This window comes from Nocardia coffeae, assembly GCF_019890715.1.
In the GTDB taxonomy this organism is placed as follows: domain Bacteria; phylum Actinomycetota; class Actinomycetes; order Mycobacteriales; family Mycobacteriaceae; genus Nocardia; species Nocardia jiangxiensis.
Genome location: NZ_JAINZY010000003.1, coordinates 636390 through 651904, shown reverse-complemented (window position 1 = coordinate 651904; position 15515 = coordinate 636390). Strand labels below are relative to the sequence as shown.

The 15515-nt window shown below is 68.8% G+C and carries 15 protein-coding genes; 6 read left to right on the top strand and 9 right to left on the bottom strand.

Translation table 11 applies throughout. The features are described from left to right. Positions 1–260 precede the first annotated feature (260 nt). A complete protein-coding gene (gene metX, locus K7711_RS16390) occupies positions 261–1415 on the top strand; it encodes a homoserine O-acetyltransferase MetX (RefSeq protein ID WP_372460145.1) in 1155 nt (384 codons plus the stop codon). Positions 1416–1443: 28 nt separating this feature from the next. Here metX and K7711_RS16385 read toward each other — a convergent pair whose 3' ends face one another. Continuing rightward, entirely contained in the window at positions 1444–1689 is a 246-nt protein-coding gene (locus K7711_RS16385; RefSeq protein WP_051192753.1) for a DUF3017 domain-containing protein, read from the bottom strand. A 173-nt stretch (positions 1690–1862) separates the two neighbouring features. Between K7711_RS16385 and K7711_RS16380 the strand changes: the two genes are divergently transcribed. Further along, complete coding sequence (locus K7711_RS16380; protein ID WP_222970256.1) at positions 1863–2327, top strand: tRNA (cytidine(34)-2'-O)-methyltransferase; 465 nt, start codon at positions 1863–1865, stop codon at positions 2325–2327. Here K7711_RS16380 and K7711_RS16375 read toward each other — a convergent pair. From K7711_RS16375 to K7711_RS16360, 4 genes are read right to left on the bottom strand one after another with little or no spacing between them, the layout of a single operon-like run. Further along, entirely contained in the window at positions 2324–2575 is a 252-nt protein-coding gene (locus tag K7711_RS16375; RefSeq protein WP_222970255.1) for a DUF167 domain-containing protein, read from the bottom strand. The genes K7711_RS16380 and K7711_RS16375 overlap by 4 nt on opposite strands. A gap of 44 nt (positions 2576–2619) precedes the next feature. Next, positions 2620–3723: a hypothetical protein gene (locus tag K7711_RS16370; RefSeq protein WP_222970254.1), complete on the bottom strand. Its 1104-nt coding sequence runs from the start codon at positions 3721–3723 to the stop codon at positions 2620–2622. Next, complete coding sequence (locus K7711_RS16365; RefSeq protein ID WP_222970253.1) at positions 3720–4946, bottom strand: glycoside hydrolase family 19 protein; 1227 nt, start codon at positions 4944–4946, stop codon at positions 3720–3722. Before K7711_RS16365 ends, K7711_RS16370 begins: the two co-directional genes overlap by 4 nt. Next, positions 4943–5272 (bottom strand): hypothetical protein, encoded by a 330-nt coding sequence (locus K7711_RS16360; RefSeq protein ID WP_222970252.1) that lies wholly within the window; start codon positions 5270–5272, stop codon positions 4943–4945. Before K7711_RS16360 ends, K7711_RS16365 begins: the two co-directional genes overlap by 4 nt. 270 nt (positions 5273–5542) lie before the next feature. On the opposite strand from K7711_RS16360, the gene K7711_RS16355 reads away from it, so the two are divergent. Then, positions 5543–6514, top strand: coding sequence for a hypothetical protein (locus tag K7711_RS16355; RefSeq protein WP_222970251.1), 972 nt, complete (start codon positions 5543–5545; stop codon positions 6512–6514). Positions 6515–6555: 41 nt separating this feature from the next. Here the strand turns inward: K7711_RS16355 and K7711_RS16350 are convergent, their stop codons facing one another. Continuing rightward, positions 6556–9855, bottom strand: a complete 3300-nt coding sequence (locus tag K7711_RS16350) for an error-prone DNA polymerase (RefSeq protein ID WP_222970250.1) — start codon at positions 9853–9855, stop codon at positions 6556–6558. Positions 9856–9970: 115 nt separating this feature from the next. Between K7711_RS16350 and K7711_RS16345 the strand changes: the two genes are divergently transcribed. Further along, positions 9971–10612 carry a TetR/AcrR family transcriptional regulator gene (locus tag K7711_RS16345; protein WP_222970249.1) on the top strand — a complete coding sequence of 214 codons (642 nt, stop codon included), beginning with the start codon at positions 9971–9973 and terminating at the stop codon, positions 10610–10612. Positions 10613–10660: 48 nt separating this feature from the next. On the opposite strand, the gene K7711_RS16340 is transcribed toward K7711_RS16345, so the two are convergent. Continuing rightward, on the bottom strand, positions 10661–11377 hold the full coding sequence (locus tag K7711_RS16340) for a TetR/AcrR family transcriptional regulator (RefSeq protein WP_222970248.1): 717 nt from the start codon (positions 11375–11377) through the stop codon (positions 10661–10663). A gap of 50 nt (positions 11378–11427) precedes the next feature. Between K7711_RS16340 and K7711_RS16335 the strand changes: the two genes are divergently transcribed. Both K7711_RS16335 and K7711_RS16330 read left to right on the top strand, forming a co-directional pair. Next, complete coding sequence (locus K7711_RS16335) at positions 11428–13065, top strand: FAD-dependent monooxygenase (protein WP_222970247.1); 1638 nt, start codon at positions 11428–11430, stop codon at positions 13063–13065. Between the two features lie 77 nt (positions 13066–13142). Further along, positions 13143–14105, top strand: a complete 963-nt coding sequence (locus tag K7711_RS16330) for an SDR family NAD(P)-dependent oxidoreductase (RefSeq protein ID WP_222970246.1) — start codon at positions 13143–13145, stop codon at positions 14103–14105. On the opposite strand, the gene K7711_RS16325 is transcribed toward K7711_RS16330, so the two are convergent. Beyond that, the gene (locus K7711_RS16325) at positions 14034–14678 is read right to left on the bottom strand and encodes a GNAT family N-acetyltransferase (protein ID WP_222970245.1); all 645 of its coding nucleotides are present in this window, start codon (positions 14676–14678) and stop codon (positions 14034–14036) included. The genes K7711_RS16330 and K7711_RS16325 overlap by 72 nt on opposite strands. A 62-nt stretch (positions 14679–14740) precedes the next feature. Further along, positions 14741–15499 (bottom strand): alpha/beta fold hydrolase, encoded by a 759-nt coding sequence (locus K7711_RS16320; protein WP_222970244.1) that lies wholly within the window; start codon positions 15497–15499, stop codon positions 14741–14743. Between the last annotated feature and the right edge of the window lie 16 nt (positions 15500–15515).

The window sequence follows — 15515 nt, the reverse complement described above, 5'->3', positions numbered from 1 at the left end:
GAGCATGACATGAGTAACTCCACCGCGCCCGCGTCCGATCCGGACTCCGTGCCGCGCAGCCCACAACACACATCGATATTCGCTGATCGCCCCGGGTATGCCCGCGCGACGCCGAGGCCCCGGAACGCTGTGGCTACCATCGAGGACGTGTGTTCCCCCGTCGTCGACCCGGTTTCGGGCACCCGTGCGCGGACAGTCCGCGCGATGATCGCCGGTCCCAGGGATGAGCGGATCTCGCCTCCCGAGGCGGCGGTGGCGCGGTGACCGTGAGCATCGACCGGAGCGCATTCAGTAATCACGCAGCAACCTTGCTGCCGCCGCCGGACGGAAGTCTGGGCACGATCGCCGTCGGCGAGATCCGGCTCGAGAGCGGGGACGTGGTTCCCGGCGTCGAACTGGCCGTCCAGCGCTGGGGCGAGCTGTCGCCCACCGCGGACAACGTCGTGCTCATCGAGCACGCGCTGACCGGCGACTCGCACGTCACCGGCGCACCCGACGACCTGCATCCACTGCCCGGCTGGTGGGACGGCATCGTCGGACCGGGCGCGCCGCTGGACACCGACGAGTGGTGTGTGATCGCCACCAACGTGCTGGGCGGATGTAAGGGCAGCACCGGTCCGGCAACTCCGGGGCCGGACGGAAAGCCTTGGGGAGCAAGGTTTCCCGGAATCTCCATTCGCGACCAGGTGACCGCCGAGGTCGCGCTGTTCGACCTGCTGGGCATCGAGCGGATCGCCGCGGTGGCCGGTGGCTCGATGGGCGGCATGCGAGTGCTGGAGTGGATCGTCGGACATCCGGAGCGGGTGGGCGCGGCGCTGGTGCTGGCCGTCGGGCCGCGTGCGACCGCCGACCAGATCGGCACCCAGACCACGCAGATCGCCGCCATCACCGCCGACCCGGACTGGCAGGGCGGGAACTATCACGGCACCGGCCGTGCCCCGACCAGTGGTCTGGGCATCGCCCGGCGCATCGCGCATCTGACCTACCGCACCGATTTCGAACTGGATCACCGTTTCGAGAATCACGCCCAGGGCGATGAGGACCCCCGGCGCGGTGGCCGCTACGCGGTGCAGAGCTATCTGGACCACCAGGCCCGCAAACTCGCGAACCGCTTCGACGCGGCCAGCTATGTGCTGCTGACCGAGGCCATGAACCGGCACGACATCGGCCGCGGGCGCGGCGGGGTGGCAGCGGCACTCGCCGCGACATCGGTGCCCTGCGTGGTCGGGGGTGTCGATTCGGATCGGCTGTATCCGCTGCGGACCCAACAGGAACTGGCCGATCTGCTGCCCGGCTGCGCGCGGCTCGAGGTCGTGCACTCCCGGGACGGCCACGACGGCTTCCTGACCGAGACCGAGGCGGTCGGCAAACTGCTCGCCCAGACGATGGATCTGGCACGCACCACACGCCCGTGACCGCGGGCGATGCGGTGCGGGGTTCGGTTCAGCCCACGCCCAGGCTGCTGATCGTCGCCGCCAGCGCGATGATCGTGCCGCCCAGCACCGCGTAGGTGACGACGTCGAAGGGTTTGCTGCGCACGGCCAGCAGGCCGACCCGCACCTCCGGCAGTACCAGCCGCAATGCCGAGGCCAGCAGCGGTGCGCCGCCGATGACGAACGCCCCACGTCGCCACCGATCCTGCACCAGGAACACCACAGCCACCACCAGCACAACCGCCACCAGGACCATCGGCAGCTGGTTGCGCAGGAATCCGAGCGGACGTTCGGACTGAGCGGTCGCGGAAGCATCGGTCACCCCCCGATTCTCGCATTCGTTCGCCGGAACCTCCCGGCGCCCGGGTGGGGACGGGAGGGGACGTAGGGTTCATCCCGTCCGGACGTGAGGAAAGGCTGCGTTCTGCTGTGCTGAGGCTGATGTTCTTCGAACCACGGATTCCGCCGAATACCGGCAACGCCATTCGGCTGGCCGCGGGGACCGGGTTCTCGCTGCACCTGATCGAGCCGCTGGGCTTCGATCTGTCCGAGCCCAAGCTGCGCCGGGCCGGGCTGGACTATCACGACCTCGCCTCGGTCACCGTGCACGAAAACCTTTCCGCCGCATGGAAATCCCTGAACCCCGAGCGGACGTTCGCCTTCACCGCGGCGGCGGACACCCATTACACCGATATCGCCTATCGCGAGAACGATGTGCTGTTGTTCGGGCCGGAGCCGACCGGGTTGCCCGAGCAGGTGCTGTCCGATCCGCACATCACCGAGCGGGTGCGGATTCCGATGCTGCCCGGCCGGCGGTCGATGAATCTGTCCAACGCCGCCGCGGTCGCGGTGTACGAGGCGTGGCGGCAGCTGGGCTTTCCGGGGGCGGTCTAAGCCCGGCCGGGCGGGTACCGGTCGGCGATCTCGAAACGCTTGAAGCGGGAGGTGGCGCCACCGGTGAGACGAACCGAACTCTTCGACACACCCAGATGCGCGGCGAGCAGTTCGATCGTCGCCTCGTTCGCCTTCCCCTCGACCGCCGGTGGGCGCACGTACAGCCGCAGGGCGCCGTCCTCGAGGACCTCGACGAGCGGGCCCTTGCGGCTGTTGGGCGTGATGGTCGCCCGGACCACTGTCGGCATGTCGCACAGCGTAACCACGGGCCTCGCGATCCCACATCCGCCGGCTAGACATGTGGGAGCCGCATGTCGAGGACGTCGTGCGCGAGGACCTGCAACTGTCCGGGTGTGGTGAGTAGCAGATCACCGGTCTGGGTGGTGCGCGGCTGCTCGGAACCGGTACGGCGGAGTTCGAGAGCGGTCGCCGGAGTGAGCGAGCCGTACCGGAGCGTCTCGCCGCCGCCGCGCCGCTCCCACCGCGTGCCGGATCGGTTCCAGACGGCGGTGGCGAGGCGGCCCGGAGATCCGGACTCCCAGTTCGCGTAGGTGGCGGTCAGATCGGCGCCGTCCCAGCGCAGATCCTCGAGGGCCGAACAGTCCGAGGCCGCGGGCGGGTCCAGCGTCTGGATCCGATCGTTCAGCAGGTCGATACGCAGTAATCGCGCTGTGCCGCAGGAAATTCCGTCGCGGATTCGGCCCGCGATCGCGACCGCCTGCCCGTCCGGCCGCAGCGCCGCCCGGTCGAAAGCGGTGTTGACGCCTTCGATCCGGCCCAGCGCGCGTGCGACGCCGGTGTCGGTATCGACGAGGGAGAGATGATTGATCCCCCAGGACGCACCGGGTGGCGACTCGACCCGGTCGAGAACGAGCACCCGCTCACCTGCCGCGAGCAGGTGTGGGCCCGACACCACGGCCCCCGGCGCGATCGGATCCGGTGGCGGCAGGGTGATCCTGGCGCGCGTGATGGGATGCGGATCGCGCAGGTCGGCCTGGATGAAAGTGTCCGGCTCGTTCCACCAGCCGACCGTCGTCCCGTGCAGCGGGAAGATGCGAGCACAGTGGCAGTCCACGCGACCCGGCAGCGCCGTGCCGCGCACCGCCTCCATCGCGGTGAGTGCACCGGAGCCGTCGAGGGCGTAGATATGGGAATTGTCCTGTGTGAAACCGCTGTCGGAATAGCTCCCGCGATATCGCGCGACCACGCGCTGCGATGTGGCCAGGACCAGTTCGGTGCGAGTGCGGAAGATGAACGCCCGCGCACTCGCCGACGCATCGGCGCTTCTGCCCGTATCCGGCCGCGCCGGGGATATTCCGGCGGCGCAGCCCGAGACGATCAGCGCGCACCCGATCAGCGCCGAAATCGTTGCCCCGCAGGGATTACGGCCGGTCATCCGAGTACCTCCAAGGCTCGGCGGTAGTAGGTCTCACGAGCCTGCAGGCCGTTGTATCCGCCGTTCACCGCGCGGGTGACGGCGGCGAAATCACCGGCGTCGGCCAGGGCGTTGATATTGCGAGAGGTCCAGTACCACTGCGCGATCCGGAATCCGACATCCGGCGCAGCGGCCTGTTCGGGATTGCCCTCGAGATCCAGGCCCAGGGCCTGACCCGCGGCGCGGTAGTTGGCGCGGCCGGTCAGCTGGATGGGGCCGCGGCCGTGATAGCGCGGGCCGTCGCCCGGCTGTGTATTACCGGCGGCGGTATTCGGCTGGCCCGGGTCGTACTGGTGGAAGTAGGCATCGTCACCCAACTCCTCGAAATACCGGAATTCACAACTCTCGTGGGCCAGCTGCGCCAGGAAGGCGGCTCGACGCGCGGATGTGCTGATATCGCCCTCCCGCATGGCCGCATCGAGGGCCGGCAGATACTGCTGGGCCCGATCCATCGGCAGATTCGGCATGATCGCGGTGAGCTGCTCGGCCGTGATGCCCGGCGGCGGCGCGGGTTGTTGTGCTGGGGGCTGTGTCGATACCGCTGCGAGAGCGGTATTTTCGACGGCGATATTCGCTACCCGAAATCCACCGCCGAAGTCGTCTGCCTCCGGGCTCGGAACAGGCTGTGCGGGAGTCGAATCCACGGCAGCAGCCGAATTCGCCGCGGGACGGGTCTGCGTGGCAGCGGCCGGAGCCGTGGCGGCGGCCAGGTGTCGCATTTCGTGTTCCACGGCCAGAATCGCCTGCCTGCCGCGTTCTTCGGCGCGATCGACCGAGGCCACGGCCTCGGCGATGACCTCGGACCATTCGGCGGCCGCCGCGGATCCGGAGGTGACCGTCCAATCGTCGGCGACCGTGCATCCGGCCGCTTCGGCATCGGCGACATAGTCCAGCAGCGCCATCGCCGTGTAGTGCAGATCGGACAGGGCCTGGGCGCCCGCGGCGCACAGCCCCTCGGCATGGTCACACAGCATCCGATCGTGCCGGTGCGCCGCCTCGACGGAGGCGAGCACCGCTTCGAAGGCCACGCCCTGCCAGCCGTCACCGTCGAGCCGATGACATTCCCTGCGCACCGCGGCCGACAACGTCTCCAGATCCGCGATGTGCCTGCCGAATTCGGCGCGCATCCGGTCGGCCGCCTCGAGCGCGCGCCAGGTCACCAGCACCGAACGCGGCGGGGTCATATCCGCACCTCCAGCCCGGCGAGCAGACGGCCGTGCGCGAGATCGGCCTCGACGAACGCGGTGACCGCGCGGTCGGTGCGCTCGGCCAGCCCGCCGAGACGATCGGCACTGCGCTGCACCAGATCCGCTGCGGTGCAGGCCGATCGACACAGCAGCGACACCGCGGCACTGTGCGGCACCAGAGTTCCGATCAGCGCGGCGATCTGGATCGCCGCGCCGCGGACTCCGTCGAGTTCCTCGCCCGCCTGCCGTGCGAGCCGACCGAATTGCCGTACCGCATCCGTGTCGACCACACACGAATCACCGACCACACCCGAACCGGACATTCTTCCCCCTCGTTCGAAGCACTGCTCACCGACTGCGGGCACCGTATCCAGCCCCGCACGTGCCTGTCACGAGTCGAGCGACAGCCGCACCCGTTACCGGAATACGCACCCTTTTCGCAGCTCGTAAGGGGTGCGGGAACGAAATGGAGGTGCGCGCTCTCCCCTACGCGGGCATCCTGATACGAGACCGCCGAGTCTTGTCTGTGAGACCCGGTAGGCTCGCGTGGGAACGGGGGCGGCAGGGCCCTGGCAACGACCAGAGAGTGCGGTATGTCCAAGCGATTGACAGTCCTGCTGGCGATGACAGCGGGAATAATCCTGGCGACGACGGGTGCGGCCCTGGCCGGTCCGGTCACCATTCACGACGATTCGAAGGTTCTCGACGCCGGGCGCGTGACCACGGCCGGGAACACCCTGTCCGATCCGGTGCAGATCTACACCACCGAGAAGTTCTCCGACGACAACTCCGCCTTCGAGAGCGAGGCGAAGAAGGACGTCAAGAACGCGACCGACGTGGTGATCGCGATCAACACCAAGTCCCGGCATCTGGCGATCGAGACCGGCTCGAATTCGCACATCCGGGACACCTCGTCCGCGGGCGCGGCGTTCAAGGGCGCCTTCGGCTCCGGCGACTACACCGGCGCGACGGTGGCCGCGCTGCAATCACTGGCCAGCACCGCCGACCAGGCCGCGCCACACAGCGCGAACAACGTTGCGCCGCAGCGGATTCACCACCACGCCACGAGTAGCGGCCACGGCACCAGCTGGGTCAGCTGGCTGTGCCCGCTGATCATCGTGGTGCTGCTCGTGGCCGTCGTCGTGGCGGTGATCCGGCGACGTCGTGGTGGCGGCGGCGGATTCCCCGGTGGCGGCGGCGCACCGGGCGGCTACGGCCCCGGTGGTTACGGTCCGGGCGGCTACGGTCCCGGCGGCGGTTACGGTCCGGGCTACAACCAGGGTGGCGGGATGAGCCCCGGTATGGCCGGTGGCATCGGCGCGGTCGGCGGCGCGGTGGGCGGCGGCCTGCTCGGTTACGAACTCGGGAAGATGGAAGGCCGCGAGGAAGAGCGCGACCGCGCCTACGATCAGGGCTACGACCAGGGCGGTTACGACCAGGGCTACCAGGGCGGCGGCGACCAGTTCGGCGGCGGCGGAGGCGATTACAGCTTCGGCGGCGACAGCGGCGGCGGATTCGACGGTGGCGGCGGTGACGGCGGCGGGGGCGGCGGCAGCGACTTCTGAGCCGATGGCGGCGGATGCGCACCGCACATCCGCCGCCGGGCTCATCGGAAGTCGCGTGAGCGTGAGGCGACGCGCAGATCCATGCGTTGCAGATGTTCCGCGACCACGGTGACCGCGCCCTCGGCGTTCTGCACACGTCCGCGCACCAGAAGGGCGGACGCGCCTTGGGCGATGCGGCGATAACGCTGCCACAGCCCCACCGAGCACACCACGTTCACCATGCCGGTCTCGTCCTCCAGATTGACGAAGGTGACCCCGGCGGCGGTGGCGGGCCGCTGCCGATGCGTGACGGCTCCACCCACCAGCACCTTCGAACCGTCCGGCACCGCGAGTAGTCCGGCGGCCGGTATCACGCCCAGCGCATCCAGTTGCGGACGCAGGAATTCGGTCGGATAACTGCCGGGCGAGACGCCGGTCGCCCAGACGTCGGCGGCGGCCAACTCCAATTCGCTCATCCCCGGGAGTGCGGGCGCGGCGGTGGCCGCGCCGGTGCCGGGCAGCCGATCCGCGCGCTCCCCCGCCGCGGCGCCCGCGGCCCACAGCGCCTCGCGCCGGGTGATCCCGAGACTGTCCAGCGCGCCCGCGGTGGCCAGCGATTCAGCCTGCGGCACAGTCAGTTCCACGCGTCCGGTCAGGTCCAGGAAGGATGTGTAGGGACCGCTCGCCCGAGCCTCGACGATCCGGTCGGCCAGATCCTCGCCGATATGCCGGACCGCGCCCAGCCCGAGCCGCACCTGCGTCCCGCGCTGTTCCAGGGTGGCTGCGGTGAGGCTGCGGTTGATGTCGGGGCCGTGCACCACCACCTCGTGCCGCCGGGCATCGGCGACCAGCGATTGCGGCGAGTAGAACCCCATCGGCTGGGCGTTCAGCAGTCCGGCACAGAACGCGGCCGGATGATGCAGTTTGAACCATGCCGAGTAGAAGACCAGTGCGGCGAAACTCTGCGAATGGCTCTCCGGGAAACCGAAATTCGCGAAGGCGTACACCTTCTCGTAGATCCGATCGGCCAATTCACCGGTGATGCCGTGTAATTCGCGCATACCGCGATAGAACCGCTCACGCAGTCGCTCCATCCGCTGCGGCGAACGCTTGGAACCCATCGCCCGGCGCAGTTGATCCGCCTCAGCCGCGGTGAAACCGGCCGCGTCCACGGCCATCTGCATCAACTGCTCCTGGAACAGCGGAACGCCGAGCGTGCGGGACAGCGATTTCTCCAGGACCTCGTGATCGTAAGTGACCTTCTCCTGCTCGTTGCGACGGCGAATATAGGGATGCACCGAACCCCCTTGAATGGGACCGGGCCGGATCAGCGCCACCTCCACCACGAGGTCGTAGAATTTACGCGGCTTCAGCCGCGGCAGTGTGGCCATCTGGGCCCGCGACTCCACCTGGAAAACACCCACCGAATCGGCGCGCGAAAGCATCTCGTACACAGCGGATTCGGCGAGATCGAGCCGATGCAACTCGACGAGTTCGCCCTCGTGCTCGTGCACCAGATCGATCATGTAGTGCAGCGCCGAGAGCATGCCCAGACCGAGCAGATCGAACTTCACCAATCCCGCTACGGCGCAATCGTCCTTGTCCCACTGCAGGACGCTGCGTCCGGGCATGCGCGCCCACTCCACCGGGCACACGTCGGCGATGGGCCGATCGCAGATCACCATGCCACCGGAATGAATGCCCAGATGCCGTGGCAGACCTTCGATCCGGCCGGCCAATTCCAGGACCTCGGCGGGGATATCGGAATCCGTCTCCTCGGCGACGCCGTGCCAGCGGCTCACCCGTTTACTCCACGCATCCTGCTGTCCGGCCGAAAAACCGAGCGCCCGTGCGGCATCGCGAACCGCGGACTTACCGCGATAGGTGATCACGTTGGCCACCTGTGCGGCATATTCCCGGCCGTACCTGCGGTAGACGTACTGGATCGCCTCCTCCCGGCGATCGGATTCGATATCGATATCGATATCGGGCGGCCCGTCGCGCTCGGGCGCCAGGAAACGTTCGAACAGCAGCTCGTTGGCCACCGGGTCGACATTGGTGATGCCGATGGCGTAGCAGACCGCGGAATTGGCCGCCGAACCCCTGCCCTGACACAGGATGTCGTTGTCTCGGCAGAATTCGACGATGTCGTGCACCACCAGGAAATAGCCGGGAAAACGCAGATCCGAGATCACCCGCAGTTCGTGGTCGAGCTGGCGGTAGGCGTCCGGATGCGCCGTCCGCGAGCCGTAGCGCCGCTCGGCCCCCCGGTAGGTGAGCCTGCGCAGCCAGGAATCCTCGTCGTGTCCGTCGGGAACGTCGAACGGCGGCAGTTTCGGCGCGATCAGCTGGAGATCGAAGGCGCATTCCCGGGCCAGGGCAACGGCATTGGGCACCGCTTGCGGACAGGCGGCGAACAGCCGGGTCATCTCCGCACCGGAACGCAGATGCGCCCCGCCCGCGGGAGCGAGCCAGCCGTCCATCCCGTCCAGACTCTGCCGGGCCCGCACCGCGGCCAGCGTCATCGCCAGCCGACGCTGCCGGGGCGCGGCGAAATGTGCCGCGGTGGTGGCGACGATCGGCAGTCCGACCCGATCGGCCAGGGCGATGAGCCGGGCGTTGCGCTCGTCGTCGGTCGCGGTGCCGTGCCGGGTCAGTTCCACAGTGACCCGGTCGGCGCCGAACCGCTCCACCAGGTCCCGCAGTGCGGCCTCGGCCTGCGCGTCGCCCTCGCGAAGTGCCCGGCGCACATGGCCTTTGCGACATCCGGTGAGAATCTGCCAGTGCCCGGCCGCAGCGTCGGTGAGCCGATCCAGGTCGTAGCGCAGGATCCCCTTCTCCCCACCCGTCATGTGCGCGAACGACATCTCCCGCGACAACCGGCGATAGCCCTCCTGTCCGCGAGCGAGCACCAGCAGATGCGTGCCGCCCGGATCGGGACTGCCCGCGCGTGGTTCGGTATCCCCCACACCGTCCCCGACCGCATCGCCCAGTGACAGTTCCGCGCCGAACACCGTCGGCAGCCCCCATTCGGCCGCGGCCTCCGCGAAGCGGACCACACCGTAGAACCCGTCGTGATCGGTCAGCGCGAGCGCCTCGAGTCCCAGCCGCACCGCCTCCTCCACGAGTTCCTCGGGCTGACAGGCGCCGTCGAGAAAACTGTAGGCCGAGTGCGCATGCAATTCCGCATACGGCACCACCGGTTCCGTATCGCGCGGCCGCTCCCCCGCGCGATACGCGCCGCGTTTACGTGACCAGGCCGGACTGTCACCACCGTCACCCTCGGGCCGGTCGCGCCCGGGTCGCCCGGACAGCACCCGCTCCAGCTCCGCCCAGCTCGGCGGGCCCAGCCCCATGCCCATACGCACCTCCGACAGACCATCCGGTTCCTTCTATTGTCGAACATACATTCGATCGAGAGAAGCGTTGGTCACAGAACGGCTAACATGCATAAGTTTTGTTCTGTAAGGTGACGGCATGGGAGAGGACAGGGCGGCAACCGGAACCCGTGTTCCCAACCGCCGCGGGGAGGGCGCCAAGCTGCGCGACGAGATCCTGGCGGCCGCGATCGAACTACTCGATGAATCCGGTGACGCGAACACCATCACCCTGCGCGCCGTCGCCCGCCGCGTCGGCATCGCCGCCCCCTCGATCTATCGCCACTTCCCCGACCAGCCCGCCATCGTGCTCGCGGTGATACAGCAGGCTTTCGCGGAGTTGAACGAGCATCTGCGCGACAGCCTGGCCGCCGCGGACGACGACCCCCGCAAGCGGCTGTTCGCGGTCTGCGACGGCTATCTGGAGTACGCCCGGACCCACCCCGGCCGCTACCGCACCATGTTCGGAGGGCTCTGGCAACCGGATCTGAACGAGAGTTCGGTGGACGAGAACGACCTGGCCTCACTCGGTCAGGCGAGTATGCAACTGCTCGCCGAACAGCTCGCGAGCTGTGTGGCCGCGGGCCGCGCAGCCAGCACCGACCTGCCCGCCGACACGGTCGCGCTGTGGCTCGGCCTGCACGGACTCGCCCACCAGCGGGTGGCGTCTCCCGCCTTCCGCTGGCCGCCGGATATCGCCGAACGCATCATCACCGCACTCGCCCACCTCGAAGACCGGTAACCACCCGACGGATACGCCGATCACCGAATCGGTTGCGCCGCAGGATGACTAGCGATGCGCGAGGCCGTCGAGCAGCAGAGTGAGGGTGAAGTCGAATCGGTCGTGATCCTCACCCGCGGTGAGTTCGGTGGCGTAACGGGTGGTGTGCGGGAAGGTTTCGGCAGGCAGGGTGGTGAGGCGGCGCTGTAGTTCGTCACGGTCGAGAACCCAGGCGGTGTCGTCGTCGGTCGCGCGCCGACGGGCGATCGACACCTCGAGGCAGTAGGCGGCCACGTACAGCAGGAGGGCGTCGGCGGCCCAGGCGGCGGCCTGCGGGGTGATGCCACCCGCGAGCAGGATCGCCAGCATGCCCTCGCTGACGCGCACGATCTCGAGGTCGGTGGGCGCCATGGCCAGGGCGGCGCGGGAGATGCCCGGATATTTCAGGTACTGATCACGGAACTGGGCGCATACGTCGCGGATCTGGTCGCGCCAGATCGCCGGATCCGGCTCAGGGAGAGCGAGTGCGGCGCACAGCCGTCCGATGAGCAGCTCGTCGAGGTCGGCCTTGTTGACCACGTGGGCATAGAGCGAGGCGGGGCCGGTCTCGAGCACGCCGGCCAGTCGGCGCATGGTCAGCGCCTCGTACCCCTCCGACGCGACGAGGTCCAGCGCGGTGTCGACGACCTGCTCCACGGTGAACACGGTTTTACGGCGTCGCGCTCCGGCCGGAGCTTCGGGATTCGGTGGCCGATGTCGCGCCGCGCGCCGCTCTCTGGGGTTCACCCGATCACCATACCTTGACACGAACACTGTTCGTAACTAGAACAGTGTTCGTGATAGCTGACGTGAACCAGGACGTGGACGTGACCGTGGCCGGAGCCGGACCGGTGGGGCTGATCCTCGCCGCCGAGCTGGCACTGGCGGGAGTATCGGTACAGGTGCTCGAGCGCCTGGCCGCACCGGACGACGCGATGAAGGCGCAGTCGATCAACATTCCGACCGCGGAAGCCCTCGACCGTCGCGGCCTGCTGCCCGCCGCCGAGCAGATGCAGCGCGAGACGCTCGCCCGGGTGGGGGCACTCGCCGAGTGGGTGCGTGACCGGACGTCCGGCGCGGGCGGGCCCGCATCGCAATTCACCGGGCATTTCGCCGGGATGAGCCTCGACCCCGAACTCGTGGACTGGTCCGATCCCGACTTCACCGCGCACGCCGTGGCGTCCGGAGCACGCATCGTGCCGCAGCGGCAGCTGGAGGCACTGCTGGCGGAGCATGTCGCGCGACTAGGCGTACCGGTACATCGCGGGGTGGAGGTCACCGGAGTCGAGGACACCGGCGACGGGGTGCTGGTCGGCACGACGGCCGGTCCGGTGCGCACCGGATGGCTGGTCGGATGCGACGGCGGGCACAGCGCCGTGCGACGTCTGGCGGGTATCGACTTCCCCGGCGCCGCACCCGAACTCACCGGTTATCAGGCGGTCGTCGATATCGCCGACCCGAACGAACTCGCCGACGGTTGGGTGTGGTCGGCCCAGGGTGTCTATCGTTGCGGACCGCAGCCGGGCCGGGTGGCGATCATGGAGTTCGGGGCCGTCGCCGACCGCACTGCACCGGTCACCCTCGCGGAACTACAGGCGAGCCTGCGCCGGGTTTCCGGCACCGAGGTCACGCTGACCGCACTGCGCGCCCCGGCGACTCGCTGGAGCGACAACACCCGCCAGGCCGCGACCTACCGATCGGGGCGGGTGCTGCTGGCCGGTGACGCCGCGCACGTACACCCTCCGTTCGGCGGTCAGGGCCTCAACCTCGGGGTCGGTGACGCGACGAACCTCGGTTGGAAGCTGGCCGCCGTGATCGCCGGGCAAGCCCCCGAAGGGCTGCTGGACAGCTACGATGCCGAGCGACGTCCCCTGGGCGCCTGGGTGATGGGCTGGACCCGAGCCCAGATCGCGGTGCTGCGCGGGGATGCCAAGTCCGCCGCGCTACGGGAAGTCGTCGCCGATCTGCTGGACACCCGCGACGGCGCCACCTACGCGGTCAAGAAGATCGCCGGAGTCACCCAGCGCATCGACCTGCCCGGTGCGCACCGGCTGGTCGGCCGATACGCCCCCGACCTGTGGCTGCGCGACGGCTCCCGCCTGGCCGACCACGGTCACGACGGCAGATTCCTGCTGCTCGACCGCAGCCCGGACACCGTATTCACCCACCTCGCCGCAGCCTGGTCCGGCCGAGTGCGCAGCCTGGCCGAAGGCCACCCGAGCGGCACAGTCGAAGGCCACCCGACCGGAACGCCTGCCGGGCTGCTGGTCCGCCCGGACGGCGTGGTCGCCTGGGCCTGCGACATCGTCGACGACGACGCCACCGCCGACCTCACCGCAGCCCTGCACCGCTGGGCCGGTACGCCGACGTCCGCACCCGAACGTGACACCCTGCCGGAGTCGTCGCCATCTCTCGGTTCGGAACCGGCAGTGTGACGCGTGGCCCATCCTCGTTGCCGCCGGAACTTACTTAGGAGTAAGTTCGTGTCGAATCGATCTGCAAAGGAGCGACGATGACCGACAACCACGCGGCCGATCGACCCCGGCGCCGCCGGCGGGATCTGACCGGCAGGTATGTGCTCATCACCGGGGCCTCCTCCGGCATCGGCCGGGCCGCCGCGCTGGCGGTCGCCGCCAAGGGCGCGGTGGTTCTCCTGCTGGCCCGCCGCGAGGACGAATTGGCCGCCGTGGTCGCCGAGGTGCGGGCTGCGGGCGGGCAGGCATACGGCTATCGCTGCGATGTGACCGATGCCGAATCGGTCGAGCAGACCGTCAAGGCCGTTCTCGACGAGCACGGACATGTCGACATGCTGGTCAACAATGCCGGACGGTCCATCCGGCGAGCCGTGCACCGCTCCACCGACCGGATGCACGATTTCGAGCGCACCATGGCGGTCAACTATTTCGGCGCGGTCCGGATGACGTTGGCGCTGCTGCCGCAGATGCGCGAACGAAAGTTCGGGCACATCGTCAACATCTCCAGCGCCGGTGTGCAGGCTGCCACCCCGCGCTTCGCCGCCTATCTGGCGTCCAAGGCCGCGCTGGACAAGTTCACCGAGGTGACAGCGGTCGAAATGCGCGCGGACAACGTCACTTTCACCACCATCCACATGCCGCTGGTGCGCACCCCGATGATCGCCCCCAGCGGTAGACAGGGCCCCTCGGAATCTCCGGAATGGGCTGCGGCGACCATCGTGCGCGCGCTGTCCGAACGCCCCAGGCGCATCGACGTCCCGTTGGGGACCATTGCCGAATACGGCAGCCTGTTCACCCCGCGTTTCAAGGACTGGGTCCTGCACCGCTACTACCGCGCCCTGCCGGACTCCCCCGCCGCCAAAGGTGAGGTCGCACCCGATGTGGCCCTGGAAAAGCTTGCCCCGCAAGGAAAACCACATCACGAACGGTCACCGGCCGGTCGCGTCAGCCGCACCGTCCTGCGCCGCGCGGGACGTCTGGTCCCCGGAACCCACTGGTAGATCGCCACGTTCGCGCACCCACACCAGCCCCCGTCCGGTTTCCCCCGGCGCAGGCCGCTCGCGCGGCTCGGTCCGCTCCAATCGCCACCCGAGCCGCCGGGGCACCGCCGCACTGCGGACATTCGCGGCGTCACAGTGGATTTCGATACGGTCGACACCGGGCAGGGCCAGCGCGATCGCCGTCACCGCGGCAACCGAACGGGTGATCACGCCGCGGCCGGTATATCCGGTATGGCACCAGTATCCGATCTCCAGCGTCGCGGGGCCGACCCGGTCGTGCAGGCCGAGTGAGCCGAGCACGGTTCCCGCCGAATCGAACAGGCCGTAGTTGCAGTTCCCGTCGGCGGGCCAGTTCGCGGCCGCGGCCTCGATGAAATCCCGCTGCTGCGCACGCGTCCGCCGCTCGGGCAGCCACGGCATCCAGGTGTGCAACTCCTCGTACGACGCCTCGATCGCCTGGAACTGCGCCTCCGAATCGCACCGCTGCCACCGCCGAATCACCAAGTCGCCGAGGTCGATTCGTTCGGGCGGCGAGGCATCCGGCGTCAGCACCGCGGGGCGTGCACTGTCCATGTCACGATGGTGCCGCCCTCGGGAGTCCCGGGGCAACACATTTCGCGGGACGCGCCGAAAAGTCAGTGCCCGAGGAACGGCAGTACGGCGGCGGCGAACTCGCGACTGCGGTCGCGGTGGATGCTGTGCCCGCAGTCGAAGGATTCGATCGTGCAGTCCCCGATACCGGCCTGCAGCAGTGCCAGCTTGTCCGGATCGACCATGCCACCGGGGCCGCCACGCAACATCAGCGTCGGCGCGGTGATCTCGCCGAGCCGCTCCCACCAGCGCGGATTCGGGGTGCGGAACTGCTCCAACGCGATCCGGGTCATCGACCGGTCGAAGGCCAGCACCGTACGCGGATGACGCAGCAGACTGGTCGACGCGTGCCACAGTTCCGGCACCGTCGGCAGCCGACGGGTGAGCGTGAGCTGCTCCGCATCCGACCACAACGGCAGCGGCTGTTCCTCGATCACCAGGCGACGCACCAGTCCGGGTCGCTCGATCGCCACACACGACACCGCGTAGCCGCCGAGCGAATGGCCGACCAGATCCACCGAGGTCAGCTCGAGCTGCTCGCACAGCCGCAACAGATCCTCGCCGAATTCGTCGAACCGGTAGGAGCCGGTGTGCGCACTGCGCCCGTGCCCGCGCAGATCCGGCACGATCACCCGGCGTCCCAGCCGAAACAGCCTCTGCCCGAACCGATCCCAGGTGTGCCCGTCCCCGCCCATACCGTGCACCAGCAACACCGGAACCTCGGACAGCGGATGCGCTGTGGCCGCCGGTCCGGAATCGCGATAGGCGATCTGCACGCCCCGCAGCGAAACGCTGGTAACCATCGACTCCACGATCAGC

What these genes read in the sequence shown, in the direction of transcription:
- K7711_RS16385 (WP_051192753.1), bottom strand. Translation starts at nt 1,689, where the DNA reads ATGGTCCTGGTGGCGGTTGTGCTGGTGGTGGCTGTGGTGTTCCTGGTG.
- K7711_RS16375 (WP_222970255.1), bottom strand. Translation starts at nt 2,575, where the DNA reads ATGCCGACAGTGGTCCGGGCGACCATCACGCCCAACAGCCGCAAGGGC.
- K7711_RS16370 (WP_222970254.1), bottom strand. Translation starts at nt 3,723, where the DNA reads ATGACCGGCCGTAATCCCTGCGGGGCAACGATTTCGGCGCTGATCGGG.
- K7711_RS16365 (WP_222970253.1), bottom strand. Translation starts at nt 4,946, where the DNA reads ATGACCCCGCCGCGTTCGGTGCTGGTGACCTGGCGCGCGCTCGAGGCG.
- K7711_RS16360 (WP_222970252.1), bottom strand. Translation starts at nt 5,272, where the DNA reads ATGTCCGGTTCGGGTGTGGTCGGTGATTCGTGTGTGGTCGACACGGAT.
- K7711_RS16355 (WP_222970251.1), top strand. Translation starts at nt 5,543, where the DNA reads ATGTCCAAGCGATTGACAGTCCTGCTGGCGATGACAGCGGGAATAATC.
- K7711_RS16350 (WP_222970250.1), bottom strand. Translation starts at nt 9,855, where the DNA reads ATGGGCATGGGGCTGGGCCCGCCGAGCTGGGCGGAGCTGGAGCGGGTG.
- K7711_RS16345 (WP_222970249.1), top strand. Translation starts at nt 9,971, where the DNA reads ATGGGAGAGGACAGGGCGGCAACCGGAACCCGTGTTCCCAACCGCCGC.
- K7711_RS16330 (WP_222970246.1), top strand. Translation starts at nt 13,143, where the DNA reads ATGACCGACAACCACGCGGCCGATCGACCCCGGCGCCGCCGGCGGGAT.
- K7711_RS16325 (WP_222970245.1), bottom strand. Translation starts at nt 14,678, where the DNA reads ATGGACAGTGCACGCCCCGCGGTGCTGACGCCGGATGCCTCGCCGCCC.
- K7711_RS16320 (WP_222970244.1), bottom strand. Translation starts at nt 15,499, where the DNA reads ATGGTTACCAGCGTTTCGCTGCGGGGCGTGCAGATCGCCTATCGCGAT.